Below are 26,612 nucleotides of genomic sequence, written 5' to 3' on the forward strand. Positions count from 1 at the left end.
TCGTCACTCCGCCGCCTCCTTGCGCGCCGCCGTCGCCGCGGCGGCCTCGCCGGGCAGCGCAGTGGACATCTGTGCGATGGTCTTGCGCGGGTCGAAGGCGTCGCGCACCGCCTCGCCGATGAAGATCAGCAGGCTCAGCATGATCGCCAGAACGAAGAAGGCGGTCAGGCCCAGCCAGGGCGCCTGCAGGTTGGCCTTGCCCTGGGCCAGCAGCTCGCCCAGCGAGGGCGATCCCGGCGGCAGGCCGAAGCCCAGGAAGTCCAGCGCCGTCAGCGTGGTGATGGAGCCGTTGAGGATGAAGGGCATGAAGGTCAGCGTCGCCACCATCGCGTTGGGCAGCACATGGCGCACCATGATGGTGACGTCGCCGGCGCCCAGCGCCTTGGCGGCGCGCACGTAATCGAGGTTGCGTGCCCGCAGGAACTCCGCCCGCACCACATGGACAAGGGCAGTCCACGAGAACAGCAGCAGCAGTCCCAGCAGCCACCAGAAGGTCGGCGTCACCACGCTGGCCAGGATGATGAGGAGGAACAGGGTGGGAAGCCCCTGCCAGATCTCGATGAAGCGCTGGAACAGCAGGTCGGTCAGCCCGCCGAAATAGCCCTGCACCGCGCCGGCCGCCACGCCCACGACGGAGGAGAAGGCGGTAAGCACCAGACCGAACAGCACCGAGATGCGGAAGCCGTAGATCAGCCGTGCCACCACGTCGCGCCCCTGGTCGTCGGTGCCCAGCCAGTTGTCGGCGGACGGCGGGGCGGGGGCGGGGACCGGCAGGTTGTAGTTGATGGTCCGGTAGCTGTAGGGGATCGGCGGCCAGACCATCCAGCCCTTGGCCTGGATCAGGTCGCGGACATAGGGGTCGCGGTAATCGGTCTCCGTCTCGAACTCGCCGCCGAAGGTGGTCTCCGGATAAGTCTGAAAGACCGGCCAGTAATACTGGTTCTCGTATTCGACCAGCAGCGGCTTGTCGTTGGCGATGAACTCCGCCCCCAGCGAGAGGACGAACAGCACCAGGAAGATCCAGAAGGACCAGAGGCCGCGGCGGTTCGCCTTGAAGTTGGCCAGCCGGCGCCGGGTCAGCGGAGTCATCACACCCTCCGCGATTCGAAGTCGATGCGGGGATCGACCATCACATAGGTGATGTCGCCGACCAGATTCATGATCAGCCCCAGCAGCGTGAAGAAGTACAGCGTGCCGAACATCACGGGATAGTCGCGGTTGATCGCCGCCTCGAAGCCCAGCAGCCCCAGCCCGTCGAGCGAGAAGATCACCTCGATCAGCAGGGCGCCGGTGAACAGGATGCCGATGAAGGCGCCGGGGAAGCCGGCGATGACGATCAGCATGGCGTTGCGGAAGACATGGCCGTACAGCACGCGGTTTTCCGTCAGGCCCTTGGCGCGGGCGGTGATGACGTACTGCTTGCCGATCTCCTCCATGAAGGAGTTCTTGGTCAGCATGGTCAGGCCGGCGAAGCCGCCGATCACCATCGACAGAACCGGCAGCGCCATGTGCCAGAAATAGTCGAGCACCTGCTTGTACCAGGGCAGGCTGCCCCAATTGTCCGACACCAGCCCGCGCAAGGGGAACCAGTCGAGATAGCGGCCGCCGGCGAACACCACGATCAGCAGCACGGCGAACAGGAAGCTGGGGATGGCGTAGCCGACGATGACCACGCCGCTGGTCCAGACGTCGAAGGGCTGGCCGTCGCGCACCGCCTTGGCGATGCCCAAGGGAATGGAGACCAGATAGACGATCAGCGTCGTCCAGATGCCGAGCGAGATCGACACCGGCATCTTTTCCAGCACCAGATCGACCACGCGGCGGTCCCGGAAGTAGCTGGTCCCGAAATCGAACACGATGTAGTTCGACATCATGTGGATGAAGCGTTCGTGGATCGGCTTGTCGAAGCCGAATTCCTTCTCCAGCTGCTTGATGAAGGCGGGGTCCAGGCCCTGGGCGCCGCGATACTTGCCGCCGCTATCGCCGGCGGTCTGGTTCTGGCGCTGGGCGGTGTTGGCGTCGCCGCCGGCGGTGCCGCCGATGCGCGACGTCGCTTCCACCGCCGTGCCCTGGACGCGGGCGATCATCTGCTCGATCGGGCCGCCGGGGGCGATCTGCACGATCAGGAAATTGATCACCATGATCCCGAACAGGGTGGGGATGATCAGCAACAGGCGGCGGATGATGTAAGCCAGCATCGCAGGTGTCCCGACCCTCCCCAATCCTCAAGGAAACGGCAGCTTAGACCAGACCGTTGTGCATGTCAGACAGTTCAGGGGCCCGTGCGGCGCGCGCTGTTGGCGAGCTTGGCGTTCTTGTCCGCATCGACCCACCATGTGTCGGAGAAGCCCAGGCCGTATTTCGGGGCAACCGCCGGATGGGAGAAACGGTTCCAATAGGCGACGCGGTACACCGTGTCGTGCCAGTGCGGGATGACGTACCAGTTCCACAGCAGCACGCGGTCCAGCGCCCGGGTGGCGGTGATCAGCGCCTCGCGGTCGGGGGCGGCGATCAGCGTCTCCACCAGCTTGTCGATCGCCGGGTTCTTGATGCCGATGGCATTGCGGCTGCCGGGCTGGTCGGCGCGCGAGGATTCCCAGTAATCGCGCTGTTCGTTGCCGGGCGACAACGACTGCGCGAACCGCTCGATAATCATATCGTAATCGAAATTATCGGTGCGGTTCTGGTACTGCGCGCTGTCGACCACGCGGATCTGCGCTTCGATGCCGGCACGCTCCAGGTTGCGGACGAAGGGCTGGACGATACGCTCCATGTCGGCCTGCACCAGCAGGATCTCGAAGCGGAAGGGCTGGCCCTGCGCGTTGGCCAGCTTGCCGTTCTTCAACTCCCAACCGGCGTCCTTCAGCAGGCCGAGTGCCGTGCGCAGGTTGCCGCGGATGTTGCCGCTGGCGTCGGTCTTCGGCGGCTCGTAGGGCTTGGTGAACACCTCGTCCGGGATCTGGCCGCGGAACGGTTCCAGCAGCTTCAGTTCGGCGGGCGAGGGCAGGCCGGTCGCCGCCAGTTCGGTGTTGGCGAAATAGCTCCTGGTGCGCTGGTAGAGGCCGTAGGACAGGTTGGCGCGCGTCCATTCATAGTCGAACAGGTAATTCAGCGCCTCGCGCACGCGGCGGTCCTGGAAGATCGGGCGGCGGATGTTGAAGACGAAGGCCTGCATGCCCTGCGGGTCTTCGTGCTTCAGCTCCTCCTTCACGATCTGGCCGTTCTGCACCGCCGGGACATTGTAGCCGGTGGTCCAGTTCTTCGAGGAATTCTCCAGCCGGAAATCATAGGCGCCGGCCTTGAACGCTTCGAACGCCACGTCGAGATCGCGGTAATAGTCGTAGCGGATGCGGTCGAAATTGTAGCGGCCGCGGTTGATCGGCAGATCCTTGGCCCACCAGTCCTTCACCCGCTCATAGGTGATGGCGCGGCCGGGCTGGACGTCCACCACCTTGTAGGGACCGCTGCCGACCAGCGGCTCCAGCGTCGTGGTGGCGAAGTCGCGGTTGGCGAAGGTGTGCTTGGGCAGAACCGGCAGCTGGCCCATGATGACCGGCAGCTCGGGATTATTGCCATCCCGGAACGAAAATTTGACCGTCCGCTCGCCGGTCTTCTCCGCCTTCGTGACGTCGGCATAGTAGGTGCGGTAGAGCGGGTGGCCCTTTTCCCGCAACGTGTCGAAGCTCCAGATCACGTCGTCGGCGGTGACCGGCTTGCCGTCGTGGAAGCGGGCCTCCGGCCGCAGGGTGAAGGCGACCCAGGTGCGGTCGTCGGCGACCTGGATGGTCTCGGCCAGCAGGCCGTATTCGGTGATCGCCTCGTCGCCGTTGCTGGTGGTCAGGGTCTGGAAGACCAGCCCGGCCCCGGCGGCGGCCTGCCCGCGCAGGATGAAGGGGTTGAGGTTGTCGAAGCCGCCGAAGGCCATCAGCTTGACCTCGCCGCCCTTCGGCGCGTCGGGATTGACGTAGTCGAGATGCTGGAAGTCCGGCCCGTATTTCGGCTGGCCGTGCAGGGCCAGGGCGTGGCTGCCCTTTTCCTGCGCCGCGAGCGGGGACGCCAGCAGCAGAAGCGCCGCCATCGCCGCCCCTGCCTTCATTGCCGTCACGCCGGTGTTCAACCACCGCATCCGACAGGTCATGCCCGGTCCCCTCCCTCGATCATTGTCCAAAAATCGTTCAGCGTGATGGAGTTAGCCTCGCAATGGGGCGTCATCAAGGCTGCCCTGCCTTGCTAGCCGCATCGACCCACCATGTCGCCGGGAAATTGGTGCTGCGATAGGCCTGATCGTATTTCGGCCAGACCGGGGGATGGGCCAGCCACGCCTTGTGGGCGATCCAGCTTTCCGGATTGTGCCATTGCGGCACCATGTAGAAGCCCCACAGCAGGACGCGGTCGAGCGCGCGGGTGGCGGCCTGGACCGAATCGAGGTCCTTGGCGGCCAGCGCCTTTTCGATCAGCGCGTCGACGACCGGGTCATGGATGCCGGAATAGTTGGCCGATCCCCTGACGCCCGCCGCGGCAGAGCCGAAATAGCCCCGCAATTCGGTGCCGGGCGGGGTGAAGAAGGCGAGATTGACGATGATGGCGTCGAAATCGAATTCGTCCAGCCGCGCCTGATACTGGGCGGTATCGACAAGGCGCATGGTGGCGTCGATGCCGACGCGGCGCAGGCTCTCGATATAGGGCTGGATGACGCGGGTCAGCGCGCCGGTGCCGTCGAGGAACTCGATCGCCATCACCGCGCCGGTCTTCACGTTGGTCAGCTTGCCGTTGCGGACCTCCCAGCCGGCCTCCTTGAACAGGCGCGTCGCCTCGCGCACCTGGGCGCGGTTGTTGCCGCTGCCGTCGGTGGTCGGCAGGGTGAAAGGCTGGGTCAGCAGCCGCTCCGACAGCTGCGACTTGAACGGCTCCAGCAGGGCCAGCTCCGCCGGGCCGGGCGGCCCCTTGGCGCCGAAGTCGGAGTTGGGGAAGTTGCTGAGCGTCCGTTTGTACTGGCCGTACAGGATGTTCTTCTGGATCCAATCGAAATCGAACAGCAGGGCCAGCCCCTCGCGCACGCGGGGGTCGGCGAACTTGTCGCGGCGGGTGTTCAGTCGGAAGCCCTGGGCGCCCAGCGGCAGTTCGCTCGGCACCTCCAGCTTCACGACGCGGCCGTCGCTGACGGCAGGGAAGTCGTAGCCGGTGGTCCAGCGCTGCGCCCGGTATTCGCCGCGGAAATCATAGGCGCCGGCCTTGAACGCCTCGAACATCACGTCGTCGTCGCGGTAGAAGTCTTCCTTCACCGTGTCGAAATTGTAGAAGCCGCGGGCGGTCGGCAGATCCTTCGCCCACCAGTCGGCCACCCGCTCGTAGGTGATGGAACGGCCGGGATCGACACTCTTGATCCGGTAGGGGCCGCTGCCCAGCACCGGCTCCAGCGTCGTCTTGGAGATGTCGCGCCCCTGCGCCGTCCACCAATGCCTGGGCTGCGGCGCGAAGGTCGTGGCGAAGTCGATGATCGGCTTGATCTCCCCCGTGCCGGTCAGGGTGATCTTGAAGCGGCGGTCGTCCAGCGCCTCCACCTTGGCGGTGTGGTCGAGGAAGGACTTGAGAAAGGGCGCGCCGTGGGCCTGGATGGCGTCCCAGGTGAAGACGGCGTCGGCGCTGGTGATCGGCGTGCCGTCATGCCAGCGGGCACCCTGGCGCAGCGTGAAGATCGCCCAGCCGTAATCGTCGGGCACCTCCACGCTTTCCGCCAGATGGGCGTAGGCGGCGTCCAGCTCCCAGCCGGACCCGACCATCAGCGTGTCGGAGATCAGCCCCAGCGTCCGCGGCCGCACCCCGCGCAGGATCAGGCCGTTCAGGCTGTCGTAGGATCCCGGCTGCGACCCGGCCAGCGACACCGATCCGCCCTTGGGCGCGTCCGGGTTGACATGGGGGAAATGGGTGAAGCCCGGCTTGAACTGAGGCTCCCCGAACTGCTTCAGCGCGGTGACGGTCACGTTCGCGGCTTGTGCCGGCGTGAAGGCGGCCGGTGCGGCGAGGGTCAGGATCGTGGCGGCAACGGCGAGGAGGCGGCGCATCGGCGGTCCTGTGTCGGGAGCGGGCGTCTTGGTTAGATTGCCACGTCCGCGTCCCGGTCAAGCGCAATTCCGTCTCACGCTCCGCCGTTTCCCGCCGTCCGCCAGTGGTCGGCCATGCGGTCCATCAACTGGCGATAGCGACGGTCGGTCCGCATCAGTCTGCGCACCGACTTTCCGTTGCGCGGGTCGGCCAGCATCCAGGCTTCCGCCGCCGTCTGATGTTCGGGGTGGATGGACAACAGGTAGATGGCGGCCTGTTCCGGGGACGCAATGACCGTTTCCTTCAGCCCTTCCAGGATCGCGCCGACATAGAGCGGCAGGACCCTGCGGAAATCCTCCGGACCGCCGTCCGCCTCCGCGGCGTCCGCCGGGGCGGCACCGTCGCTCATCAGGGCCTGCCGTTCGGCCGCGGGCAGGGCGAAGAAGGCGTCGAGCCCCAGCAGCAGGTCGCAGACGGTCTTCTTGCGGACCATCCAGTTCGACCCGCCCGACACCCGCGCCGCCAGCCCTTCCAGGAATGGCCGCAGCTTTTCAGGTGACGTTTCGAAGACGGAACGGGTTGGCGGGGCGATGGCAGTCATTTCGGTTTCCGAATAGGCGTTTCTGCAAGCGGGTCAGCCAGCCCGATCAACCGGCCAGGGCCGCCATGGCGTCCCGGTGGGTCTGCGGATCGCCGGCAGCGATCACCCGGCCGCTGGAGTTGGCGTCGAGCGGCTTGCCCTCCCAATCCGTCATCAGGCCGCCGGCCCCGGTCACCACCGGCACCAGCGCCGCGAAGTCATAGAGCTTCAGCCCAGATTCGACGACGAGGTCGTAATAGCCGGACGCCAGCAGGCCGTAGGTGTAGCAGTCGCCGCCATAGGCCGCCGTCTTCACCTTGGCGGCGACGCGGCGGTAGGCATCGTAATCGCTGCCGGGGAACAGGTCGGGGGAGGTGGTGCCGAACATGGCGGCCGGCAGCCCGCCGGGGCAGGGGCGGACGCGCACCGTCTGGCCGTTGTGGGTGGTCGGGCGGCCCTCCACGCCGATCCAGCGGTCGCCGACGATGGGCTGGTCGATGATGCCCAGTACCGGGCGGCCATGGTGCAGCAGGGCGATCAGCGTGCCGAAGATCGGCCGGCCGGTGATGAAGGACTTGGTGCCGTCGATGGGGTCGATCACCCACACCCATTCGGCGTCCAGGTTCTTGGTGCCGTGCTCCTCGCCGTAGATGCCGTCGTCCGGGCGCTGGCTTTCGATGATGGTGCGGATGACATGTTCCGCCTCGCGGTCGGCGATGGTGACCGGCGAGGCGTCGGCCTTGTCGTCGATGGCGACGGGGGTGCGGAAATAGCGGCGGACCACGCTGCCGCTGGAGTCGGCCAACCGCTGGGCGAGCGCCACCATCGGGGCGGGGCAGGGTTCGGTCATGGTCGCTCCTTGAAGCTGCTGTCGATGTGAGTGCCGCATCCTAACGGCGTGGGCCCGCCCCGGAAACCCGAAAGCGCCCCGCCCACGCTGCGGCAATGGTCCGACCGGCCACCAGACAACTGGCCTTAAGGCAGGGCTTTCCGCCCGTCGCCGCTTGTGGCAGCCTCCACCGGCCATGACCGACCGACCCAACATCTACGCCGCCACGCCGATCGACCGCGCCTCCCTCCGCCGCAAGGACGAGGATTGGCTGACGGAGGCCTGGCTCGCGCCCGCATCCCGCGTCCTGCCGGTGTGGCAGACGAAGAGCTTCGTCGCCGGCCCGGACGACGCGCCGCGCGCCGTGCTGCTGCCGGCGGAGGGGCTGGACGCGGTGCCGATCTTCCTCGGCCTGATGGAGGACGGCGCCCCGCTCTTCGCCGTCGACCTGTCGATGGCGGAGGAGCCGGACGCCCTGCCAGCCCTGCGGGGTAACGGCCGCTTCGAGGATCTGCGCGCCGCCGGTCCGCTGATGCCGGAGGGGGAGGCGGCTCTGTGCGCCTACGCCCGCGGCATGGTGTGGTGGAACGCCCGCCATCGCTTCTGCGGAGTCTGCGGGTCGCCGGCGGCGTCGGCGGAAGGCGGGCATATGCGGCTCTGCACCAACCCGGACTGCGCCACCCACCATTTCCCGCGCACCGACCCGGCGGTGATCATGCTGGTTCATGACGGCGGCGACCGCATCGTGCTGGGCCGCCAGAGCCGTTTCCCGCCCGGCATGCATTCGGTGCTGGCCGGCTTCGTCGAGCCGGGCGAAAGCCTGGAAGACACCGTCGCCCGCGAGGTGTTCGAGGAGGTCGGGCTGACCGTGACCGACATCCAATACCGCTCGTCGCAGCCCTGGCCTTTCCCGTCGTCGCTGATGCTGGGCTTCACCGCGCGCGCCACCAGCTTCGACATCGACACCGGCAACGACGAGTTGGAAAGCGCCCGCTGGTTCGACCGCGACTTTCTGCGCACCCACACCCCCGACGAGACCTTCCGCCTCGCCCGCCCCGATTCGATCGCCCACCGCCTGATCCGGGAATGGATGGCGGAGGGGTGAGGAGGAGTTGGCCGGCCCGGTTCAGTCGAGGTCCGGATGCGGGCCTGGACCGGGCCAGAAGCGGTCGTCCAGCGCCCGCCCGCCATAGGGATTGACCGGCGGGAAGGTGCCGGCGGATAGGCCGGTCTCCAGCACCGCCTTCTGGACGGCCCGCTTGTAGAGCTTGGCATCCTCCAGCAACTCGGCGAGCAGCGGACGCAGGCTTGGGCTTTCCTCCACCACGTCTTCGATGCGGTGTCGCTGCTCGCCGATGGTTCCAAGCCAGCTGCCCGTGCGCATCGCCGGCTGGAACTGGTACTTGAGGAGATGGGTGAGCAGCACTTCAAGCCGGCTGCGCAGTTCTTGCCGCTTGGCCTTACCCATATCCTCCAGCTCTTCGGCTAGGTTGGCGCGGTCCAGCGCTGTGAGGGTGCCCGAACGAAGCAGCGCCGCCTGACGCTCGATCCAGGCGACGAAATCCTCGTCGTAAAGCCCGTCCTCCGGCGTGTCCGCAGCGAGCCTTGCCGGCGAAACGGGCCGTTCCACCGGTGGTTTGGACATGCCTCGGATCATGCGCATGGCTGGCCTGACGTATGGCAAGAATTGCGGAGACCGCAAAGCTTAACACGGAGCGGCGAGCCGGTCATGCGGCGTAAGGGTGGAGTCCCCCTCAATGCCGCCGCTGCGGTCCCGCGGCGCGTGTCGGGGAGCGGCGGCGGTCGAAGGGGTTGGGGTGGCGGGCGCAGGTGTCGTTGTAGAGCGTCATCAGCGACGCCGCCTCGGCCGGACGGCGGCGGCTGGCGCTGCACAGGTTGTCCCACACCATCTGGCGGACGGCCGCATCGCCCCAGGGCTCGTGCAGAAGCGAGGCACCCTTTTCCAGGGCGGTCATGAAGGGGAGATGTTCGTGGGCGGCGATCTGCGCCACCTCCTCCGCTTCCAGATCAGCCAAACCCAGGCAATCGTCCATCGTAAGCATGGCAACCTCCATCCGTGGCGCCATGGCCGTCGGCGGGGTTTCACCCGTCAGCCGCCGTGGTGTTCTGTTGTATTCGTGGACTTATGAAGCCGGCGCTTGCCGGTTCCCATTGTATAACAACTTCCGCTAATCCTGCCCAGCACCCGCCGGGCACGGCCACGGCTAAGTCGCGTCGCTGCGGCGGAATGACGCGTGGCGTGCGGCAGGTGCGAAAAGACTTGCGGCGTAGCGGGGGGTGTCGGCGGGAGGGGTCAGTCCTCGCCGACGCGCTGGCTTTCCTGGTAGCGGAAGGGGTTGGCCGGGTAGACGCCCAGGATCTTCACCTCGCGGGCGAAGAAGTCCAGCTCCTCCAGCGCGAGGCGCAGGGGGCGCTCGTCGGGATGGCCCTCCACGTCGGCGTAGAACTGGGTCTGGGTGAAGTGGCCGCCGACCATGTAGCTTTCCAGCTTGGTCATGTTGATGCCGTTGGTGGCGAAGCCGCCCAGCGCCTTGTACAGCGCGGCCGGCACGCTGCGGACGCGGAAGACGAAGGTCGTGATCGTCTTGCAGGAGCCCAGCGCCGGCAGCTTCGGCTCGCGCGCCAGGATCAGGAAGCGGGTGGTGTTGTGGGTCGCGTCCTCGATCCCGCTCTTCAGGATGTCGAGGCCATAGATCTCCGCGGCCAGCGAGGAGGCGATGGCGGCATGGCGCGGGTCGTTCATCGCGGCGATTTCCTTCGCCGCGCCTGCCGTGTCCGCGTGGTTGATCGGCTGCAGGCCCAGGCTGCGGATGGCGGTCTGGCACTGCGACAGCGCCTGGATGTGGCTGCGCACCGTCTCGATGCTGTCCAGCGTGGCGCCCTTGGGCGCCAGCAGTTGATGGTTCACCCGCTGGAAATGCTCGCCGATGATGTGAAGGCCGCCTTCGGGCAGCAGATAATGGTTGTCGGCGACGCGGCCTGCGATGGAGTTCTCCACCGGAATCATCGCCAGCGACGCCCGCCCCTCGCGCACCGCGGCGAAGGCGTCCTCGAAGGTGGCGCAGGGCATCGTCGTCATGGTCGGCCGCGCGTTGCGGCAGGCCAGATCGGAATAGGCGCCGGGGAAGCCCTGGAAGGCGATGATGTTGGACGTGGGCATGGACGGAGTTCCCCCGGCGGATCTTATAAGGCGGGTCTTTAGGGCGTCAGCCGCCCTTGCGGGCGGACGGCATCGTGTTTCAGCCGCCCTTGCGGGCGGACAGGAGGGCGCAGGCGCGCTCCAGGTCGGCGGGAGTATCGACACCCAGCGGAACCGCGTCAACGACCGCCGCGTCGATGCGCATGCCGTCGGCCAGCGCGCGCAGCTGCTCCAGCCGTTCGCGCTGTTCCAGCACCGAGGGCGGCAGCGACACGAAGCGCTCCAGCGCCGCCCGGCGGTAGGCGTAGAGGCCGATGTGGTGGTGGAGCGGCCCTTCGCCGGTGGGCGCGGTGGCGCGGGTGAAATAGAGCGCGCGGCCCTGGCGGGCACCGGCCGGCAGCTCCAGCACCGCCTTGACCACGTTGGGGTCGGTTCGCTCCTCCTCCCGCGTGATCTCCACCACCAGGGTGGCGATGTCGACCGCCGGGTCGGCCAGCGGCGCGAAGACGGCGCGCACGCTCTCCGGCTCGATGGTCGGCAGGTCGCCCTGCACGTTGACCACCGCGTCGTGACGCCCCTCCGGGTCGATCAGCTGCAGCGCCTCGAAGATGCGGTCGGAGCCCGACGGGTGGTCGGGGCGCGTCAGCACCGCGGTGCCGCCGGCGGATTCGACCGCGCGGGCGATCTCCGGCTCGGCGCAGGCGACCACCACCGGGCCGATCGCCGCCTCCATGGCGCGGCGCAGCACATGGACGATCATCGGCGCGCCCAGGATGTCGGCCAGCGGCTTGCCCGGCAGCCGGGTGGACGCCATGCGCGCCGGGATCACCACGATGGGGTTGGCGGGACGGGTGGGGCTGGAGGCGGTCGGCATGGCGCGGAAGCTCCGGTGGAAATGGCCGGTAGATCACGGATCCGTGACATACCGGCGCGGGTGAAACACGGACGCCGCTGCGGCGTCAAGTGCCGGCATGACCCGAACGGGGGATGTTTTGCGATGCAGCGTAATGCGCAAGTAAATTAAGAGGTTGGTGACTGCGACAAATTTGTATGCGACCTTTTTTCGCGGTCCACCGGGCTATGACAAGCTTCGGACCGCAGGCTATGGTGACCGCGGCGCGTTCAGCCGCGGGCGGGAGAAACGCCGAGTGCACTGAAATTAGGGAACAAAGGGGCTCATCAATGAGCATGGAGTGGAACAAGATTTTCGGCGCCGTGCTGCTGGCCGGGCTGATCGCGATGCTGGCCGGATTCGCCTCCAAGGTGCTGGTTCATTCGAAGCCGCTGGAAAAGAGTGTCTATGTCGTCGCGACGCCCGAGGGGGCAGCGCCCGCCGCCGACAAGGGGGCCGCTCCCGCCGGTCCGGCACCGATCGCTCCGCTGCTCGCCGCCGCAAGCCCGGAGAACGGCCAGAAGGTCGCCAAGGCCTGCGCCGCCTGCCACAGCTTCGACAAGGGCGGCGCCAACAAGGTCGGCCCGAACCTGTACGGCATCGTCGGCGGTCCGAAGGGCCACATCCAGGGCTTCAGCTATTCCGACGCCCTGGTGAAGACCGGCGGCAGCTGGACCTATGACGAGCTGAACAAGTTCCTCTATGACCCGAAGGGCTATGCCGCCGGGACGAAGATGACCTTCGCCGGCCTGAAGAAGGACGAGGACCGCGCCGCCGTCATCGCCTATCTGCGCTCGCTGGCTGACAGCCCGCAGCCGCTGCCGCAGTAAGGCGGGTCGCGCTATCACGAAAACGGCCCCGCTCTCGCAAGAGGGCGGGGCCGTTTTGTTTGGCCGATCTGCGGGCTGTCCCGCCTACCGCCGCAGGCCGCAGGCGATCTCCAGATAGTCGGGCTCCGTCTCCGGGGTCAGCCAGCCGTGGCGGATCAGGAAGTCGGTCACCACGAGGTTGACGTTGAACTTCCAGTCGCCGGTGCCGCGCACCGACTCCGCCACCTTGTCCAGCGGCCAGAGTTCGAAGGTCTCCACCTCGCCGTCGGTGTTCACCGGGGTGAGGCCGGGCGGAAGCTCCAGGTCGTAGACGAACAGGCGGTCACGCTTCAGTCCGGGCGGGGTCTCCATCGTATAGCTGATGGCGCCGACCGGCACGGCGCGCCGCGCGGTCTCGGCATCGAGCCCGGCCTCCTCCGCCGCCTCCTTCTCCAGATTTTCGGCCAGCGTCAGGCCGATCGGCTGGCCGCCGGCGATCAGGTTGTCCAACTGGCCCGGCGCCACCTCGCGGTCGCGGGCGCGCCGGCCGACCCACAGCAGCAGCCCGCCGGAGTCGTCGCGGACGAAGCCGTTGATGTGCAGGCCGAAAGCCTCGATGCCGAAGGCGCCGACGGCGGCACGGTCGAGGCGGGCCAGCGGCTCCGCCCCCCAGCGCGGCAGGACCGGGTAATATTCCCCGCGCAGTGCCTTCACCGTTCCCTGCTCGACCAGATAGGCGGCGGCATGGTCGAGCAGCGTCGAGCGCGCCTCGAAATCCCGGATCTCGGGGGCGATGGTCAGCCGGTCGGGGGTGACGACGAAGCCGGGATCGACGCCGGGCAACGCCTCGGCCAGGGCATGGCGCACCCAGCCCACGGTGTGGCCCTCCAGCTCGAAGGGACGGAAGCCGGACAGGTCATGCGCGTTGCACGCGCGGATGTGATCGAGGAAGCTCATGGTTTCCATCTACATGGGGCCGGGCCGGCGCCGCAACCGCTCATCCAGGGCACTCCCGGCTAAACACCTTGGGCCGAACGCCTTGGGCCGAACGCCTTGGGCCGGGCGCCTTGAGCCGGACGCTTCGGGCATCTTGCGCCGCTTTGGTTGCCATCGTACACAGGTTCAGTCACGAAATGACCTCCGGCGCATGCCGGGGGATCGCGCAGCGAAAGGGCGGGGCGTGGTGGCGGACCGATCGGTTGATGGCGCGGCTGCGCAGGAGACGGAGACGCCCTTCGGCGCCCTGTCCGTCCTGGTGGTCGAAGACGAATCCTTCACCCGCATGGTGCTGGCGAAGATGCTGGGCACGCTGGGCGTCAAGGCGGTTCATCAGGCAGCCGACGGCGAATCGGCGCTGGCCGCGGTCGCCGCCCATGCCCCCGATCTGGTGCTGTGCGATGTGGAGATGCAGCCGATGGACGGCTTCGGCTTCGTCCGCGCGCTGCGCGCCAGCCCGGAGTCCCGCAGCAGCAGCCTGCCGGTCGTCTTCATGAGCGGCCGCGTCGACAACGACCGCGAAACGGCGGCGCGTGCCAGCGGCGCCGCCCTGGTGCTGGCCAAGCCGGTCACCCCCGCCAGCCTGCGCGAGGCGCTGTCCATAGGATTGGGAGCGGCGCTGCCCGCCTGACGGCCGGCGCCCCTCGTCCGAAAGTCCCCTTTACGACCTTCGATTGCCCGCTTCGGCGGCAGTCCGCGACCGGCGCCGGTGTTGCCCAAAAAATTCCCACTCTGTGGCAAGCCTGCCAAGTGATTGAAACAGTTCGGCAATCGAACGGTAACCCTCCACCGTGCCGTATGGGTGCCCCATCATCACCCAATTTCCGCCTTGTTGCTGGGGACGATTGGGACGCAACATGATCTCTAAGAGGTGTTGCGGCGCCCCGGCCGAGCGATACGGCCGACCGCAATTCCGCTGACGGGATTTTGTTAAGGTTTGGAGTTCAGCATCGACGGTAAGTCCCTGCGCCGTGCTTGGTCGAGGCGGCGCGCTTTCCTGAGGAGGCCGATGGCGTGATAATGAGCGCCCGATCGAACCGTACCGGGTCGAACCTCACTGGGCTACTCTCCCCGACTGGACGGGCAACGACGATTGCCGCCGGTTTCACGCCGTCCCTCTCCGATACTGTCTCTTTTCTTTCGCCGAACCTTCCGCACGCGCGGCCGATGCGCGTGCGGGTTGAACGGGTGCGCTCGCCGCACCAACCCTGGCCGTGGGACCTAGGTCCTATGGCAGAGGCCGGCTCCATCGCGGGCTTTCCGGCTATGGAGCCTGAGTGCCTGGAAAGCTCTAGGTGGAGCATTACATTCAAAAATGACTCGTTCGGGGGTTGCCGCGTCGCAGGACGGACGGCTCCCGGCCTTCACAGGACCGTTCCTTACACCAGACCGCTGGCTTCTACCGCTGAGCGGGGAGGCTGCGGACCCCGCGCGGTCCGCCTCTCCCCTGGAGTGCCCCTTGGATCGCGGCATGCGCCGCGGCCTGCCGCCGCAGCCACCGGCGGCGCCCCGGCGCATCGGACCAGATAAGACGGAGCGACGAATGTTCCCGGCCGACGAACTGTTCACGCGCTACACGCAGAATTACGAGACCCGCCGCGAGACCGAGATGTCCCTGATGGACTATCTCCAGCTGTGCCGCGACGACCCCATGGCCTACGCCTCGGCCTCCGAACGCATCCTGGCCGCCATCGGCGAACCGGAGGTGGTCGATACGGCCCGCGACCCGCGCCTGGGCCGCATCTTCATGAACCGGACCATCAAGGTCTATCCCGCCTTTTCCGAGTTCTACGGCATGGAAGAGACGATCGAACGGATCGTCGGCTTCTTCCGGCACGCAGCGCAGGGCTTGGAAGAGCGCAAGCAGATCCTCTACCTGCTGGGTCCGGTCGGCGGCGGCAAATCCTCTCTCGCCGAGCGGCTGAAGTCGCTGGTGGAGAAATGCCCGATCTATGTCCTGAAGGCCGGCAAGGAGATCAGCCCGATCTTCGAAAGCCCGCTCGGCCTGTTCAACCCGGACGAGATCGGCGACGAGCTTGAGGAACGCTTCGGCATCCCGAAGCGCCGCCTGACCGGGCTGATGAGCCCGTGGGCGGTCAAGCGCCTCGACGAGTTCGGCGGCGACATCAACCGCTTCAAGGTGGTGAAGCTGCACCCCAGCAAGCTGCGCCAGATCGGCGTGACCAAGACCGAGCCGGGCGACGAGAACAACCAGGACATCTCCTCGCTCGTCGGCAAGGTCGACATCCGCAAGCTTGAGATCTACAGCCAGAACGATCCCGACGCCTACAGCTTCTCCGGCGGCCTGAACCGGGCGACCCAGGGCATGCTGGAATTCGTCGAGATGTTCAAGGCCCCGATCAAGATGCTGCACCCCCTGCTGACCGCGACGCAGGAGGGCAATTATGTCGGGTCCGAGAACATCGGCGCCATCCCCTTCCAGGGCGTGATCCTGGCCCACTCCAACGAGGCGGAGTGGCAGACCTTCAAGAACAACAAGAACAACGAAGCCTTCATCGACCGCATCTGCGTGATCAAGGTCCCCTACTGCCTGCGGGTGGCGGAGGAGCAGAAGATCTACGAGAAGCTGGTCAACGGCTCCGATCTGGCGACGGCCCCTTGCGCGCCGGCGACGCTGGAGATGCTGGCCCGCTTCTCCGTGCTGTCGCGCCTGCGCGAGCACCCGAACAGCAGCTTCTACAGCAAGATGCGGGTCTATGACGGCGAAAGCGTCAAGGAGACCGATCCCAAGGCCAAGTCGATGCAGGAGTACAAGGACCAGGCCGGCGTCGACGAGGGCATGGGCGGCATCTCCACCCGCTTCGCCTTCAAGGTGCTGGCTTCGACCTTCAACTACGACAGCACCGAGATCTCGGCCGACCCGGTCCATCTGATGTATGTGCTGGAGCAGGCGATCCGGCGCGAGCAGTTCCCCGAGGAGACGGAGAAGAAATACGTCGAGTTCATCAAGGCCGAGCTCGCCCCGCGCTACGCCGAGTTCATCGGCAACGAGATCCAGAAGGCCTATCTGGAATCCTACTCCGACTACGGCCAGAACCTGTTCGACCGCTATGTCGATTATGCCGATGCCTGGATCGAGGATCAGGACTTCAAGGATCCCGACACCGGGCAGCTGATGAACCGCGAGCTGCTGAACCAGGAGCTGACCAAGATCGAGAAGCCGGCGGGCATCGCCAACCCGAAAGACTTCCGCAACGAGGTGGTGAAGTTCGCCCTGCGCGCGCGTGCGGCGAATGCCGGCCGCAACCCGTCCTGGACCTCCTACGAGAAGATCCGCGAGGTCATCGAGAAGCGGATGTTCAGCCAGGTCGAGGATCTGCTGCCGGTGATCAGCTTCGGCTCGAAGAAGGACGGCGAGACCGAGAAGAAGCACACCGAGTTCGTCTCGCGCATGATGACCCGCGGCTACACCGAGCGGCAGGTCCGCCGGCTGGTCGAGTGGTACATGCGGGTGAAGCAGGCGGGCTGAGTCCGGTAGGCTGACGGGGTTCTTAATTGCCGCGGGGCGGGGTGTTGCAACGCCCCGCGGCAACCCCACTGTCATAGAATGCTGTCAGAGTTCGAAGGCCGCGTGACGAAACGGGTGGGAGGGCCAGCCCCTTGATGAACATCATCGACCGTCGCCTGAACCCGCAGGGCAAGAGCCTGGCCAACCGCCAGCGGTTCCTGCGCCGTGCCAAGGAACAGGTGGTCAAGGCGGTCCGCGACGCCTCCGGCAAACGGGGCATCCAGGATATCGAGAACGGCGAGAAGGTGACGATCGCCGCCGGCGGCGTGCGGGAGCCGTCCTTCCATCGCGCCAGCCAGGGCGGGGTGCGCGACTATGTCGTTCCCGGCAACAAGGAATATGTGGAAGGCGACACCATCCAGCGCCCGGACGGCGGCGGTGGCGGCCGCGGCAGCGAGGGCAGCGCCGACGGCGAGGGCGAGGACGAGTTCCGCTTCGTCCTGTCGCGCGACGAGTTCCTGGACATCTTCCTGGAGGATCTGGAGCTTCCCGATCTGGTGAAGCAGAAGGTCAAGCAGTCGGAATCGCACACGCTGACCCGGGCCGGCTATTCGGTGTCGGGGTCGCCCGCCAACCTGAACCTCGTCCGCACCATGCGGAACAGCCTGTCGCGCCGCATCGCGCTGAAGCGCCCCAAGCGCGACGAGATCCGCGAGCTGGAGGAGATGCTGCGCGAGGCGGAGGAGGCCGGCGAGGATGCCGAGCAGATCCAGGCGCTGCGCGAACAGCTGGAACACATCGTCCTGCGCTCCAGGCGCATCCCCTTCATCGACCCGATCGACGTCCGCTACAACCGGTTCGAGACGGTGCCGAAGCCGATCGCCCAGGCGGTGATGTTCTGCCTGATGGACGTGTCCGGCTCGATGACCGAGCACATGAAGGATCTGGCCAAGCGCTTCTTCATGCTGCTGTACCTGTTCCTGCGGCGGCGCTACCGGTCGGTCGACATCGTCTTCATCCGCCACACCCACGAGGCCAAGGAGGTGGACGAGGAAACCTTCTTCTACTCCACCGAGACCGGCGGCACCGTGGTGTCGACGGCGCTGGAGGAGATGCAGAAGGTGGTGCAGGAGCGGTACCCGCACAATGAATGGAACATCTACGCCGCCCAGGCGTCGGACGGCGACAACATGTCGTCGGACAACGCCAAGTCGGCGACCCTGCTGCGCGACGTGATCCTGCCGATGTGCCAGTATTTCGCCTACATCGAGGTGGCGGCGGAACACAACATGGGCCTGTCGGCGCTGGGCCGCGAGACCGAGCTGTGGCGCACCTACAAGCAGGTGCAGAGCCCGGAACGCCCGCTGGCGATGCGCCGCGTCCGCTCCCGCCGGGAGATCTTCCCGGTCTTCCGCGAGCTGTTCGCCCGCGAGAAGGCAGGGGCGTAATCTCCCTCTCCCGTCCCGGGAGAGGGAAGGGGCCCATGCGGAGCATGGGAAGGGTGAGGGGTGATCCAAGGAACCATGCGCTTCTGGCCCTTTGGATCACCCCTCACCCTCCCGCCTTCGGCGGGCCCCTCCCTCTCCCGGGGCGGGAGAGGGCAGTTTTGAATCCCTTCCAGGAATGGAAGGCTGGGGGAGATCGAGAATGACCGCTGTGATCACCAGACCCGAGGCGCTGCTGTATGACGGCGTCGAGTGGGATTACGACAAGATCAAGCGCGTCTACGACGCCATCGAGCACATCGCGCTGAAGGAGATGGGCCTCGACGTCTATCCCAACCAGATCGAGGTCATCACCGCCGAGCAGATGCTCGACGCCTATTCGTCCATCGGCATGCCGCTGATGTACAAGCACTGGTCCTTCGGCAAGCATTTCGCCCGCGACGAGATGATGTACCGCAAGGGCTATCGCGGCCTCGCCTACGAGATCGTCATCAACTCCAGCCCCTGCATCAGCTACATCATGGAAGAGAACACCATGACGATGCAGACGCTGGTGATCGCCCACGCCGCCTTCGGCCACAACCATTTCTTCAAGAACAACCAGCTGTTCCAGCAATGGACCGATGCCGAAGGCATTCTGGACTATCTGGAATTCGCCAAGACCTACATCACCCATTGCGAAGAGCGCTACGGCCATGCCGCGGTGGAGCGGGTGCTGGACGCCGCCCACGCGCTGATGAGCCAGGGGGTGCACAAGTATCCGAAGAAGCGCTCGGATCTCCGGACCGAGCAACGGCGCGAGCGCGAGCGGCAGGAATATCAGGACCAGACCTTCAACGATTTGTGGCGCACGGTGCCCAAGACCGCCGCCGGCCCGCGACCCAGCAAGTCGGTGTCGGAGCGCAAGAAGCTGCTCGGCCTGCCGGAAGAGAACATCCTTTATTTCCTGGAGAAGAAGGCGCCGCGGCTGGAGCATTGGCAGCGCGAAATCCTGCGCATCGTCCGCCACATCTCCCAGTATTTCTACCCGCAGAAACAGACAAAGGTGATGAACGAGGGCTGCGCCACCTACGTCCATTACCAGATCATGAGCCGCCTGCACGAGACCGGCCAGATCAGCGAAGGCGCCTTCCTGGAATTCCTGCACTCCCACACGTCGGTCGTGTTCCAGCCGGAATTCGACGACAAGCGCTTCTCCGGCCTGAACCCCTATGCGCTGGGCTTCGCGATGATGCAGGACATCGCCCGCATCGCCGAAAAGCCGACCGACGAGGACCGCCAGTGGTTCCCAGAGCTTGCCGGCCGCGGCGACGGCATGGCGGCGGTGCGGGAAGCCTGGGCCAACTTCCGCGACGAGAGCTTCGTCCTGCAGTATCTCAGCCCGCACCTGATGCGGAAGCTGAAGCTGTTCAGCGTGCGCGACGACGCGGAGGACCCCTATCTGCTGGTCGATCACATCCACAACGAACGTGGTTACCGCGACATCCGCAAGAAGCTGGCCCGCCAGTACGACCTTGGCTATCTGGAACCGGACATCCAGATCGTCGACGTCGATCTTGCCGGCGACCGCAAGCTGATCCTGCAGCACCGCGTCACCAACGGCGTTCTGCTGGACGAGAGCGACGCCAAGGCGGTGCTGCGCCACATCGCCAACCTGTGGGGCTACGAGGTGCAGCTGGTCGAGGTGTCGGCCATCTCGGAGGCGATCCTGAAGGAACACGCCGTGACGGCGCCGAGCGGGATCGGGGTGGTGTAAGCGAGGACGCGAAGGGGTGCGGTCATCGTTCCGGTTCCGGTTTGATGCCCGCCTCCTTCATCGCGTGCGTCAGGTCCAGCACGACGGTGCTGATGTCGGGGAATGACAGCGCCACCGCCCGGCGGTCGGGGTCGAGCCGTACCACATGGGCGATCTGGCGGCCGCCGACCGGGTGGCCGGCGGTTTCCGGTATGTCCGGGCAACGCAGCTCCAGGCGCAGCTTGCCGCCGACAGCGTGGCTGAATTCCTCCGGCGGCAGATCGACCAGCAGGCCGCGGGTAGACCAGTTGATCGTCCGGCAGCGCCGGCCCTCCGCCTCCACCACCAGCACCGGGTCCATGTAGCGGATGGCCCGGCGCCGCTCGATGCCGTTCGGCGGCTTGGCGCCGACGTCGTGCTGGTCCAGCTTGCGCTTGGCGGCTTGCTTGGTGCGGTCGTCCACCCCGTCCTTGCTGGTCATCAGCGTCGCCTGCACGCGCCGTTCGACACCGTGGCGGAACTCGTCGTCGGCGCCGAAGCGCAGGGCCTTGGCGAAATGGTCCTTGGCCCGGGTCAACAGGGCGTTGCGCCCCTTCTCGTCGCCGCGGTGGCCGCAGCGTTCGGCCTGGACCAGCAGCGAATCGACGCTGCGCTGATAGGCGCCACGCTGGATGGCGCGGGCAAGCTCGCGGAACTCGGCGGCGCGCAGGCTGGGAAATTCGCGGGTCTTCAGCAGCCCGGCCAGCCCCTCGGCCAGCGAGTCGACGCGGGCGGGGTCGCCGGTTTCAGCTTCCCGGCGCAGGCTCCGGATCGCCTCCTCCGCCTTGCGGAGAAGCTGGTCTTCCAGTTTGCGGCGCTGGTCGGCGTCCATCGCGGGCATGGCCCGGCCCTCCCCAGGGGCATTCGCAAAAGGATACCGCAGGTGAGCGGCGGGCGACAGCCGGCAGTTTGTGGTTAACGGCTCCCTTGCTGGGCGCCCCAGTGGGAACGGACCGGATTTCCTTTTGCCGCGGCACTGCCTTCTTATCGGTGGTGACAAGCAGGACAAGCGGACGGGAGCGGGCAGGCGATGGGCACGGACGACAGCAACGCGGCGAAGGCCGATATGGACCTGGGGCTGCTGAGGACCGCCCTGGCCGGCCTGCTGGAGGAGGAGAGCACCAGCCCGGCCCCCGCCGGCACGGCGCTGGTCGCCATCCTCCGCGGGCGCGGCGCCGAAGCGGAACCGCCGCGCACGCTGGTGCTGCGGCGGCGGGCGGTGCGTGGCGAGAGCGCTGCCGACGATCCGGCCGAGCGGCGCGCCCTGGTCTACAGCCTGACCAAGACCATCCTGGCCGCCGCCGTGCTGCGGCTGGCGGCGCGCGGCATCGTCGATCTGGACGGGCCGGCGGAGCGCTGGCTGCCGGAACTGGCCGGCCGGCCGGGGGCGGTCACCGTCGCCCAGATTCTGATGCACCGCGCCGGACTGCCCGATTACGGCGGGCGGGCCGACTATCACGCCGCCGTCGCCGCCGGCGGCGAGCCGTGGAGCGGCGATGAGTTCCTGGCCCGCTGCGGCTTGGAAGGTCCGTCCGTCGGCAGCTTCGCCTATTCCAACATCGGCTATCTGCTGGTCGGCCGGCTGCTGGAGCGGGCCGGCGGCGCCCCGCTGGCGGAGTTGCTGGCCCGCGAGGTCTTCGCGCCGCTCGGCCTGTCCAGCGCGGCGCTGCTGCGCGATCGCTCCGACCTTGCCGGGCTGTTCTTCGGGCCGAGTTCCAGTTTCGGCGGCCGGCCGGTGGCCGAAGCTTATCATCCCGGCTGGGTGTCGCATGGGGTGGCGGCGATGACGGTGTCCGACGCCTGCCGCTTCATCCATGGCCTGACGGAGGGGTATCTGCCGGATGCGCTGCTGCGGCGGATGCGCGACGCCCTGCCGGTCGGCGGGCCGATGGCCGGCAGGCCCTGGGTGGAGCCGTCCTATGGCCTGGGCCTGATGATGGAGCTGGACCCGGCGGCCGGTCCCTATTGGGGTCACACCGGCGGCGGTCCGGGGGTGACGCCGGTCGCCTACCACATGCCGGGGCCGGTCCCGGTCTCCGTCGCCGTCTTCCTGGATGGCGAGGACGGAAACCTCGCCGAATGGATGGCGGTGGAGGTGCTGCACCGCCTGCGCGGCAGGCGTTAGCGGGGCGCCGGCACCCTTCCGTTCATCTCCCGCCGGTATCCCCGCTTGTTCGGATTGTGCGCGTAACCATCTCCTCTCCAGGGGACAATCCCCCGCTCCGGCGCATAGACTTCGGGGTGTGGCGATGCCGGGGGAAACCGGTATCCGGAAACGGACATCGAGCCGGAAACGAACATAGGGGAGGACACGCGCATGGGAGAAGCTGCCCGCACACTGCCCGATCATCCATGGCTGGCCTCCTACCCGCCGACGGTGGACTGGGCGATGCCGATCCCCGCCCGGCCGCTGACGGAGCTGCTGGACGGCGCCGTCGCCCGCCACGGCGCCAAGCCCTGCCTGAACTTCCTGGGCAAGCGCACCAGCTATCGCGAGCTGGGGCAGCTGGTCGACCACGCCGCCCGCGGCTTCCAGGCCATCGGGGTGGGGAAGGGCACGCGGGTCGGGCTGTTCCTGCCCAACACGCCCTATTACGTCATCGCCTTCTTCGGCATCCTGAAGGCCGGCGGCACGGTGGTGAACTTCAACCCGCTCTATGCCGAACGCGAACTGGCCCACCAGATCGGCGACAGCGACATCGACCTGATGGTCACGCTGGACCTGAAGCTGCTGTACGACAAGATGGCGCGGATGCTGGCCGAGACCGGGCTGAAGCGGCTGGTGATCTGCCGCATGGCCGATATCCTGCCCTTCCCGAAGAACTGGCTGTTCCCCATCGCCAAGAAGGCGGAAATCGCGGCGATCCCGCGCGACGACCGCCACATCCCCTTCGCCCGGCTGATCGCCAACGACGGCCGGCCGGCGCCGGTCGCCATCGACGCGCGCGAGGATGTGGCGGTCCTGCAATACACCGGCGGCACCACCGGCGTGCCGAAGGGCGCGATGCTGACCCATGCCAACCTCTACGCCAACACCATCCAGTGCGCGACCTGGTACGCGGCGAAGGAGCGCAAGCCGGGAGAGGGCGACGACGACGGGCAGGAGCGCATGCTGGGCGTGCTGCCGCTCTTCCATGTCTTCGCCATGACCGCGGTGATGAATTTCGGCCTGCATCTGGGGGCGGAGATCGTCCTGCTGCCGCGCTTCGAGCTGGAGCAGGTCATGCGCACCCTGCAGAAGGAGCGGATCACCCTGTTCCCCGCCGTCCCCACCATCTACACGGCGATCAACCACCACAAGCGCCTGAAGGAGTTCGACCTGTCCTCCATCCGCTTCTGCATGTCGGGCGGGGCGCCGCTGCCGCTGGAGGTGAAGGAGGCGTTCGAGCGGACGACCGGCTGTACGCTGGTGGAGGGCTACGGCCTGTCGGAAAGCTCCCCCGTCGCCACGGTGAACCCGGCGGTGCTGCACAGCGACAAGAAGGGCTCCATCGGCCTGCCGCTGCCCGGCACCATCGTGGAGATCGTCAGCCTGGAGGAGCCGCGCCGCGTGCTGCCGCCCGGCGAGAAGGGCGAGGTCTGCATCCGTGGGCCGCAGGTGATGAAGGGCTATTGGCGCCGGCCGGACGAGACGGCGCAGACGCTGGTCGACGGCCGGCTGCACACCGGCGACGTCGGGGTGATGGACGAGGACGGCTACACCACCATCGTCGACCGCATCAAGGACATGATCCTGTGCAGCGGCTTCAACGTCTATCCCCGCAACGTGGAGGAGGCGATCTACCTGCACCCCGCCGTCGCCGAATGCGTGGTGGCCGGCGTGCCGGACGAGTATCGCGGCCAGACGGTGAAGGCTTATGTCCGGCTGGACGAGGGGCAGAGCCTGACCGCCGAGGAGCTGCACGCCTTCCTGAAGGACAAGCTGTCGCCCATCGAGATGCCGAAAGTCGTGGAATTCCGCCGGGAGCTGCCCAAGACCATGATCGGAAAACTGTCCCGCAAGGCCCTGCTGGACGAGGAGCAGAGCAAACGCAACGCCGCCGCCGCGAGTGGTGGCTCGGCATGAGCGCCGTCGAACGGAAGGCGGTTCGCGTCCGCGTCCAGGGCAAGGTGCAGGGGGTGTGGTATCGCGGCTGGACCGTCGATACCGCGGGGCGGCTGGGCCTGACCGGCTGGGTCCGCAACCGCAGCGACGGCACGGTGGAGGCGCTGTTCGCCGGTCCCGCCGACGCCGTCGACCGCATGCTGGAGGCCTGCCGCCGCGGCCCGCCCTCGGCCATCGTCCGCGACGTGGTGTCCGAACCGGAGCAGGACCCCGGCATGGCCGGCTTCGAACAGCGGCCGACGGCGTGACGTCCGCATTAGCGTTCCGCTAACCATGACGGCGGCATGCTGGCTGTCGCCGTGGATAAAGGCCAAGGGTCTAAGGGACGACAGCCGGGATGACTGCCAGGAAGTCGGATGTGGCCGGCATGAAGGCCATGCTCACCGGCGTCTTCGCCAAGGCGGCGGAGGCGAAGGGGAAGGCCGTGCGCAAGCCCGCGCCTGCCGCGGCCCGTCAGGTTGCCGCCGCTTCCGCACAGGAGCCGGCCGTCCGTCTCAGCCTGGGGCCGGAGGCGGCGGAGGATGCGACGGCACGGTCGTCCGAACTGCCGTCCGTCGATTTTGCCGACCGGCTTACCCCGGCGATCCAGGCGCTGGCCCGCGACCTGGGGCGACTGCTGAGCGCGTTCGGGATGAGCGGGGAGGAGGCTGCGGCGACGGAGCATGCGCTCGCCGTCCGCTTCGGCGAGGCGGAGCGCCGGGCCGCGCTTGCCGCACTGGACGGGCCGGCCGGGGAGTTGCGGCCGCTGGCGCAGGATGCGCGACAGGACATTGCGGTCGACCTGCGCGGCATCGGGCTGGAACTGGCCGGCGGTCGCGTGGCGGTGCGGCTGGACGAGGCGGCGCTGGTGCTGGAGCGCGTGCCGGTCGAGGCGGCGGGCGAGGGGCTTGCCGCGGTGCTGGGTGCCATCCGCTCGGTCATCCGGCCGGGCAGGGGACTGACGGTGGAGACCGACCGGGTCGCCATCGACGATCTCGGCCGCGTCATGGCCCTGCTGGAAGAGGCGATGGCCGGACCGCCGAAGGGGTTGCAGGGGACGGTGATCCTGTCGCCGCAAGGGGCGCCGGGCGATGGCGGAGGACTGGATCTGTCGCTTGTCCTGTCCGGCCGGCTGGCCGATGCGGCGCCGGCCCAACCCGCCAAGGCGAAACCCACGGTGGAGGCCGCGCCCAAGCAGGCCGAGACCAGGGAGCGGAAATACGATGTCCGGATCTGACCCGCGCCGCCGGATGACGGCCATCCTTCCGGCCTTCATCCTTCCGGCAGTCGTCCTGGCGGTGCTGATCCCGGGCGCCGCCCCGGCGCTGGCCGGCGCGCTGGAGCGGACGGAGCCGGGCCATCAGGCGCCGCCGCAACCGGGCTCCACCCTGCCCATCGCGCCGCCGCTCGTGCAGTTCCCGCTGCCGCCGCAATGGGTGACGATCCGCTCCAAGGAGGACTGGCGCAAGGCCGGCAAGTTCGAGAAGGAACTGAGCCGGGACTGCGCCGCCCTGCGTTTCACCGAGATCACGCCGCTGCGCTTCCGCGCCTATTTCAAGGGGGAGGTGCTGGGCGTCGCCTTCGGCCATGGGCTGAACCTGAACGATCCCGACCGCAAGGCGGACCGGAAGAAGATTTATCTGTTCCGCAACGGCGATTCGACCGCCTGCACCGTGCAGTCGATGGACAACCAGGACCCGCGGGTGAACCCCGCCGGCGGTCAGGCCGCCACCCCGGCCGCCGGCGGATTCCAGAAGTATTAGGCGTCCTCGCCCCGCATCGCGCCGCCGAACACCTCCGGCCACGCCGCGATCAGGGCTGAGTCGACATCCTCCATCGTCACCAGCTGGCCCAGCGCCACGATGGAGGTGACGCCATGCTCGGCGATGCCGCAGGGGACGATGCCGCCGAAATGGGACAGGTCCGGCTCCACGTTCAGGGCGATGCCGTGGAAGCTGACCCAGCGGCGCACCCGCACGCCGATGGCGGCGATCTTGTCCTCCTGGCCCTTCAGCCCGCCATAGGGCTGCTTGTCGACCCAGATGCCGACGCGGCCCTCCCGCCGCTCGCCCTTGATGTTGAAGGAGGCGAGCGTGCGGATGATCCAGTCCTCCAGGTCGCGGACGAAGCCGCGGATGTCGGCGCCGCGCGCCTTCAGGTCCAGCATGACGTAGGCCACCCGCTGGCCCGGCCCGTGATAGGTGTACTGGCCGCCGCGGCCGCTGCGGTAGACGGGGAAGCGGTCGGCCTCCAGCAGATCCTCGTCCCGCGCGCTGGTGCCGGCGGTGTAGAGCGGCGGATGCTCCAGCAGCCAGACCATCTCCGGCGCGGTGCCGTCGCGGATCGCCTCGACGCGGGCCTCCATCTCGGCGATGGCGTCGGGGTAGGGCACCGGCTCGTCGGAGATGCGCCACTCGATCGGCTGCGGGGCGGCGGTGCCGGGCTCACTGGCTGGCTGACTGGCTGGCTGACTGATTGACTGACTGGCGGACAGGCTGGTCGGGGTGGTCATTCGATAAGGTCTCTGGCGGT

Annotated in this window: 24 protein-coding genes; 11 read left to right on the plus strand and 13 right to left on the minus strand. The window is 67.4% G+C overall.

Annotated features, from left to right (window positions below):
• Positions 1–3 precede the first annotated feature (3 nt).
• The 6 genes from AB8P05_RS11180 to hisN form a co-directional block, all read right to left on the minus strand.
• On the minus strand, positions 4–1,089 hold the full coding sequence (locus AB8P05_RS11180) for an ABC transporter permease (RefSeq protein WP_472757982.1): 1,086 nt from the start codon (positions 1,087–1,089) through the stop codon (positions 4–6).
• A complete protein-coding gene (locus AB8P05_RS11185; RefSeq protein ID WP_472757983.1) occupies positions 1,089–2,198 on the minus strand; it encodes a microcin C ABC transporter permease YejB in 1,110 nt (369 codons plus the stop codon). The genes AB8P05_RS11180 and AB8P05_RS11185 overlap by 1 nt, the downstream gene beginning before the upstream one ends.
• Positions 2,199–2,272: 74 nt before the next feature.
• Positions 2,273–4,126: an extracellular solute-binding protein gene (locus tag AB8P05_RS11190; protein ID WP_472757984.1), complete on the minus strand. Its 1,854-nt coding sequence runs from the start codon at positions 4,124–4,126 to the stop codon at positions 2,273–2,275.
• Positions 4,127–4,211: 85 nt separating this feature from the next.
• The gene (locus tag AB8P05_RS11195) at positions 4,212–6,062 is read right to left on the minus strand and encodes an extracellular solute-binding protein (RefSeq protein ID WP_472757985.1); all 1,851 of its coding nucleotides are present in this window, start codon (positions 6,060–6,062) and stop codon (positions 4,212–4,214) included.
• Positions 6,063–6,136: 74 nt separating this feature from the next.
• Complete coding sequence (locus tag AB8P05_RS11200) at positions 6,137–6,643, minus strand: hypothetical protein (protein WP_472757986.1); 507 nt, start codon at positions 6,641–6,643, stop codon at positions 6,137–6,139.
• A gap of 46 nt (positions 6,644–6,689) precedes the next feature.
• A complete protein-coding gene (gene hisN, locus AB8P05_RS11205; protein ID WP_472757987.1) occupies positions 6,690–7,472 on the minus strand; it encodes a histidinol-phosphatase in 783 nt (260 codons plus the stop codon).
• 175 nt (positions 7,473–7,647) lie between these two features.
• Here hisN and nudC point away from each other — a divergent pair, with 175 nt between their 5' ends.
• Positions 7,648–8,556 carry an NAD(+) diphosphatase gene (gene nudC / locus AB8P05_RS11210; protein WP_472757988.1) on the plus strand — a complete coding sequence of 303 codons (909 nt, stop codon included), beginning with the start codon at positions 7,648–7,650 and terminating at the stop codon, positions 8,554–8,556.
• Between the two features lie 21 nt (positions 8,557–8,577).
• Here nudC and AB8P05_RS11215 read toward each other — a convergent pair whose 3' ends face one another.
• The 4 genes from AB8P05_RS11215 to AB8P05_RS11230 form a co-directional block, all read right to left on the minus strand.
• A complete protein-coding gene (locus tag AB8P05_RS11215; RefSeq protein WP_472757989.1) occupies positions 8,578–9,096 on the minus strand; it encodes a DUF29 domain-containing protein in 519 nt (172 codons plus the stop codon).
• A 109-nt stretch (positions 9,097–9,205) separates the two neighbouring features.
• Entirely contained in the window at positions 9,206–9,514 is a 309-nt protein-coding gene (locus AB8P05_RS11220) for a hypothetical protein (RefSeq protein ID WP_472757990.1), read from the minus strand.
• A gap of 251 nt (positions 9,515–9,765) precedes the next feature.
• Positions 9,766–10,632 (minus strand): prephenate dehydratase, encoded by an 867-nt coding sequence (locus AB8P05_RS11225; protein ID WP_455170885.1) that lies wholly within the window; start codon positions 10,630–10,632, stop codon positions 9,766–9,768.
• A gap of 79 nt (positions 10,633–10,711) precedes the next feature.
• Entirely contained in the window at positions 10,712–11,485 is a 774-nt protein-coding gene (locus AB8P05_RS11230; RefSeq protein ID WP_472757991.1) for a 3-deoxy-manno-octulosonate cytidylyltransferase, read from the minus strand.
• A gap of 308 nt (positions 11,486–11,793) precedes the next feature.
• Between AB8P05_RS11230 and AB8P05_RS11235 the strand changes: the two genes are divergently transcribed.
• Positions 11,794–12,333: a c-type cytochrome gene (locus tag AB8P05_RS11235; RefSeq protein ID WP_455170887.1), complete on the plus strand. Its 540-nt coding sequence runs from the start codon at positions 11,794–11,796 to the stop codon at positions 12,331–12,333.
• 84 nt (positions 12,334–12,417) lie between these two features.
• Here the strand turns inward: AB8P05_RS11235 and AB8P05_RS11240 are convergent, their stop codons facing one another.
• Positions 12,418–13,269, minus strand: coding sequence for a DUF4743 domain-containing protein (locus tag AB8P05_RS11240; RefSeq protein ID WP_472757992.1), 852 nt, complete (start codon positions 13,267–13,269; stop codon positions 12,418–12,420).
• 226 nt (positions 13,270–13,495) lie between these two features.
• Between AB8P05_RS11240 and AB8P05_RS11245 the strand changes: the two genes are divergently transcribed.
• The 4 genes from AB8P05_RS11245 (at position 13,496) to AB8P05_RS11260 (ending at position 19,978) form a co-directional block, all read left to right on the plus strand.
• A complete protein-coding gene (locus tag AB8P05_RS11245) occupies positions 13,496–13,939 on the plus strand; it encodes a response regulator (protein ID WP_472757993.1) in 444 nt (147 codons plus the stop codon).
• Positions 13,940–14,851: 912 nt separating this feature from the next.
• Positions 14,852–16,798, plus strand: coding sequence for a PrkA family serine protein kinase (locus AB8P05_RS11250; protein ID WP_455170890.1), 1,947 nt, complete (start codon positions 14,852–14,854; stop codon positions 16,796–16,798).
• 134 nt (positions 16,799–16,932) lie between these two features.
• A complete protein-coding gene (locus tag AB8P05_RS11255; protein ID WP_472757994.1) occupies positions 16,933–18,225 on the plus strand; it encodes a YeaH/YhbH family protein in 1,293 nt (430 codons plus the stop codon).
• 199 nt (positions 18,226–18,424) lie between these two features.
• Complete coding sequence (locus AB8P05_RS11260) at positions 18,425–19,978, plus strand: SpoVR family protein (RefSeq protein WP_455170892.1); 1,554 nt, start codon at positions 18,425–18,427, stop codon at positions 19,976–19,978.
• Positions 19,979–20,000: 22 nt separating this feature from the next.
• Here AB8P05_RS11260 and AB8P05_RS11265 read toward each other — a convergent pair whose 3' ends face one another.
• Positions 20,001–20,837, minus strand: a complete 837-nt coding sequence (locus AB8P05_RS11265) for a PilZ domain-containing protein (RefSeq protein ID WP_472757995.1) — start codon at positions 20,835–20,837, stop codon at positions 20,001–20,003.
• A 189-nt stretch (positions 20,838–21,026) separates the two neighbouring features.
• On the opposite strand from AB8P05_RS11265, the gene AB8P05_RS11270 reads away from it, so the two are divergent.
• The 5 genes from AB8P05_RS11270 to AB8P05_RS11290 all read left to right on the plus strand — a co-directional run bounded on the left by AB8P05_RS11270 (position 21,027) and on the right by AB8P05_RS11290 (position 25,843).
• Positions 21,027–22,121 carry a serine hydrolase domain-containing protein gene (locus AB8P05_RS11270; protein ID WP_472757996.1) on the plus strand — a complete coding sequence of 365 codons (1,095 nt, stop codon included), beginning with the start codon at positions 21,027–21,029 and terminating at the stop codon, positions 22,119–22,121.
• 192 nt (positions 22,122–22,313) lie between these two features.
• Positions 22,314–24,062 carry a long-chain-fatty-acid--CoA ligase gene (locus AB8P05_RS11275; RefSeq protein WP_472757997.1) on the plus strand — a complete coding sequence of 583 codons (1,749 nt, stop codon included), beginning with the start codon at positions 22,314–22,316 and terminating at the stop codon, positions 24,060–24,062.
• Positions 24,059–24,349, plus strand: coding sequence for an acylphosphatase (locus tag AB8P05_RS11280; protein ID WP_472757998.1), 291 nt, complete (start codon positions 24,059–24,061; stop codon positions 24,347–24,349). The genes AB8P05_RS11275 and AB8P05_RS11280 overlap by 4 nt, the downstream gene beginning before the upstream one ends.
• A gap of 119 nt (positions 24,350–24,468) precedes the next feature.
• Positions 24,469–25,317, plus strand: a complete 849-nt coding sequence (locus AB8P05_RS11285; RefSeq protein ID WP_472757999.1) for a hypothetical protein — start codon at positions 24,469–24,471, stop codon at positions 25,315–25,317.
• Positions 25,304–25,843, plus strand: a complete 540-nt coding sequence (locus tag AB8P05_RS11290; RefSeq protein WP_472758000.1) for a hypothetical protein — start codon at positions 25,304–25,306, stop codon at positions 25,841–25,843. The genes AB8P05_RS11285 and AB8P05_RS11290 overlap by 14 nt, the downstream gene beginning before the upstream one ends.
• On the opposite strand, the gene lipB is transcribed toward AB8P05_RS11290, so the two are convergent.
• Positions 25,840–26,592, minus strand: a complete 753-nt coding sequence (gene lipB / locus AB8P05_RS11295; protein WP_472758001.1) for a lipoyl(octanoyl) transferase LipB — start codon at positions 26,590–26,592, stop codon at positions 25,840–25,842. The genes AB8P05_RS11290 and lipB overlap by 4 nt on opposite strands.
• Positions 26,593–26,612 lie beyond the last annotated feature (20 nt).

Source organism: Azospirillum sp. VT-I1, from assembly GCF_055698305.1.

Coding starts and splice junctions, on each gene's coding strand:
- AB8P05_RS11180 (WP_472757982.1), bottom strand. CDS start 1,089: ATGACTCCGCTGACCCGGCGCCGGCTGGCCAACTTCAAGGCGAACCGC.
- AB8P05_RS11185 (WP_472757983.1), bottom strand. CDS start 2,198: ATGCTGGCTTACATCATCCGCCGCCTGTTGCTGATCATCCCCACCCTG.
- AB8P05_RS11255 (WP_472757994.1), top strand. CDS start 16,933: ATGAACATCATCGACCGTCGCCTGAACCCGCAGGGCAAGAGCCTGGCC.
- AB8P05_RS11230 (WP_472757991.1), bottom strand. CDS start 11,485: ATGCCGACCGCCTCCAGCCCCACCCGTCCCGCCAACCCCATCGTGGTG.
- AB8P05_RS11290 (WP_472758000.1), top strand. CDS start 25,304: ATGTCCGGATCTGACCCGCGCCGCCGGATGACGGCCATCCTTCCGGCC.
- AB8P05_RS11220 (WP_472757990.1), bottom strand. CDS start 9,514: ATGCTTACGATGGACGATTGCCTGGGTTTGGCTGATCTGGAAGCGGAG.
- AB8P05_RS11285 (WP_472757999.1), top strand. CDS start 24,469: ATGAAGGCCATGCTCACCGGCGTCTTCGCCAAGGCGGCGGAGGCGAAG.
- AB8P05_RS11195 (WP_472757985.1), bottom strand. CDS start 6,062: ATGCGCCGCCTCCTCGCCGTTGCCGCCACGATCCTGACCCTCGCCGCA.
- lipB (WP_472758001.1), bottom strand. CDS start 26,592: ATGACCACCCCGACCAGCCTGTCCGCCAGTCAGTCAATCAGTCAGCCA.
- AB8P05_RS11225 (WP_455170885.1), bottom strand. CDS start 10,632: ATGCCCACGTCCAACATCATCGCCTTCCAGGGCTTCCCCGGCGCCTAT.
- AB8P05_RS11240 (WP_472757992.1), bottom strand. CDS start 13,269: ATGAGCTTCCTCGATCACATCCGCGCGTGCAACGCGCATGACCTGTCC.
- hisN (WP_472757987.1), bottom strand. CDS start 7,472: ATGACCGAACCCTGCCCCGCCCCGATGGTGGCGCTCGCCCAGCGGTTG.
- AB8P05_RS11280 (WP_472757998.1), top strand. CDS start 24,059: ATGAGCGCCGTCGAACGGAAGGCGGTTCGCGTCCGCGTCCAGGGCAAG.
- nudC (WP_472757988.1), top strand. CDS start 7,648: ATGACCGACCGACCCAACATCTACGCCGCCACGCCGATCGACCGCGCC.
- AB8P05_RS11235 (WP_455170887.1), top strand. CDS start 11,794: ATGAGCATGGAGTGGAACAAGATTTTCGGCGCCGTGCTGCTGGCCGGG.
- AB8P05_RS11250 (WP_455170890.1), top strand. CDS start 14,852: ATGTTCCCGGCCGACGAACTGTTCACGCGCTACACGCAGAATTACGAG.
- AB8P05_RS11265 (WP_472757995.1), bottom strand. CDS start 20,837: ATGCCCGCGATGGACGCCGACCAGCGCCGCAAACTGGAAGACCAGCTT.
- AB8P05_RS11260 (WP_455170892.1), top strand. CDS start 18,425: ATGACCGCTGTGATCACCAGACCCGAGGCGCTGCTGTATGACGGCGTC.
- AB8P05_RS11190 (WP_472757984.1), bottom strand. CDS start 4,126: ATGCGGTGGTTGAACACCGGCGTGACGGCAATGAAGGCAGGGGCGGCG.
- AB8P05_RS11275 (WP_472757997.1), top strand. CDS start 22,314: ATGGGAGAAGCTGCCCGCACACTGCCCGATCATCCATGGCTGGCCTCC.
- AB8P05_RS11215 (WP_472757989.1), bottom strand. CDS start 9,096: ATGTCCAAACCACCGGTGGAACGGCCCGTTTCGCCGGCAAGGCTCGCT.
- AB8P05_RS11270 (WP_472757996.1), top strand. CDS start 21,027: ATGGGCACGGACGACAGCAACGCGGCGAAGGCCGATATGGACCTGGGG.
- AB8P05_RS11200 (WP_472757986.1), bottom strand. CDS start 6,643: ATGACTGCCATCGCCCCGCCAACCCGTTCCGTCTTCGAAACGTCACCT.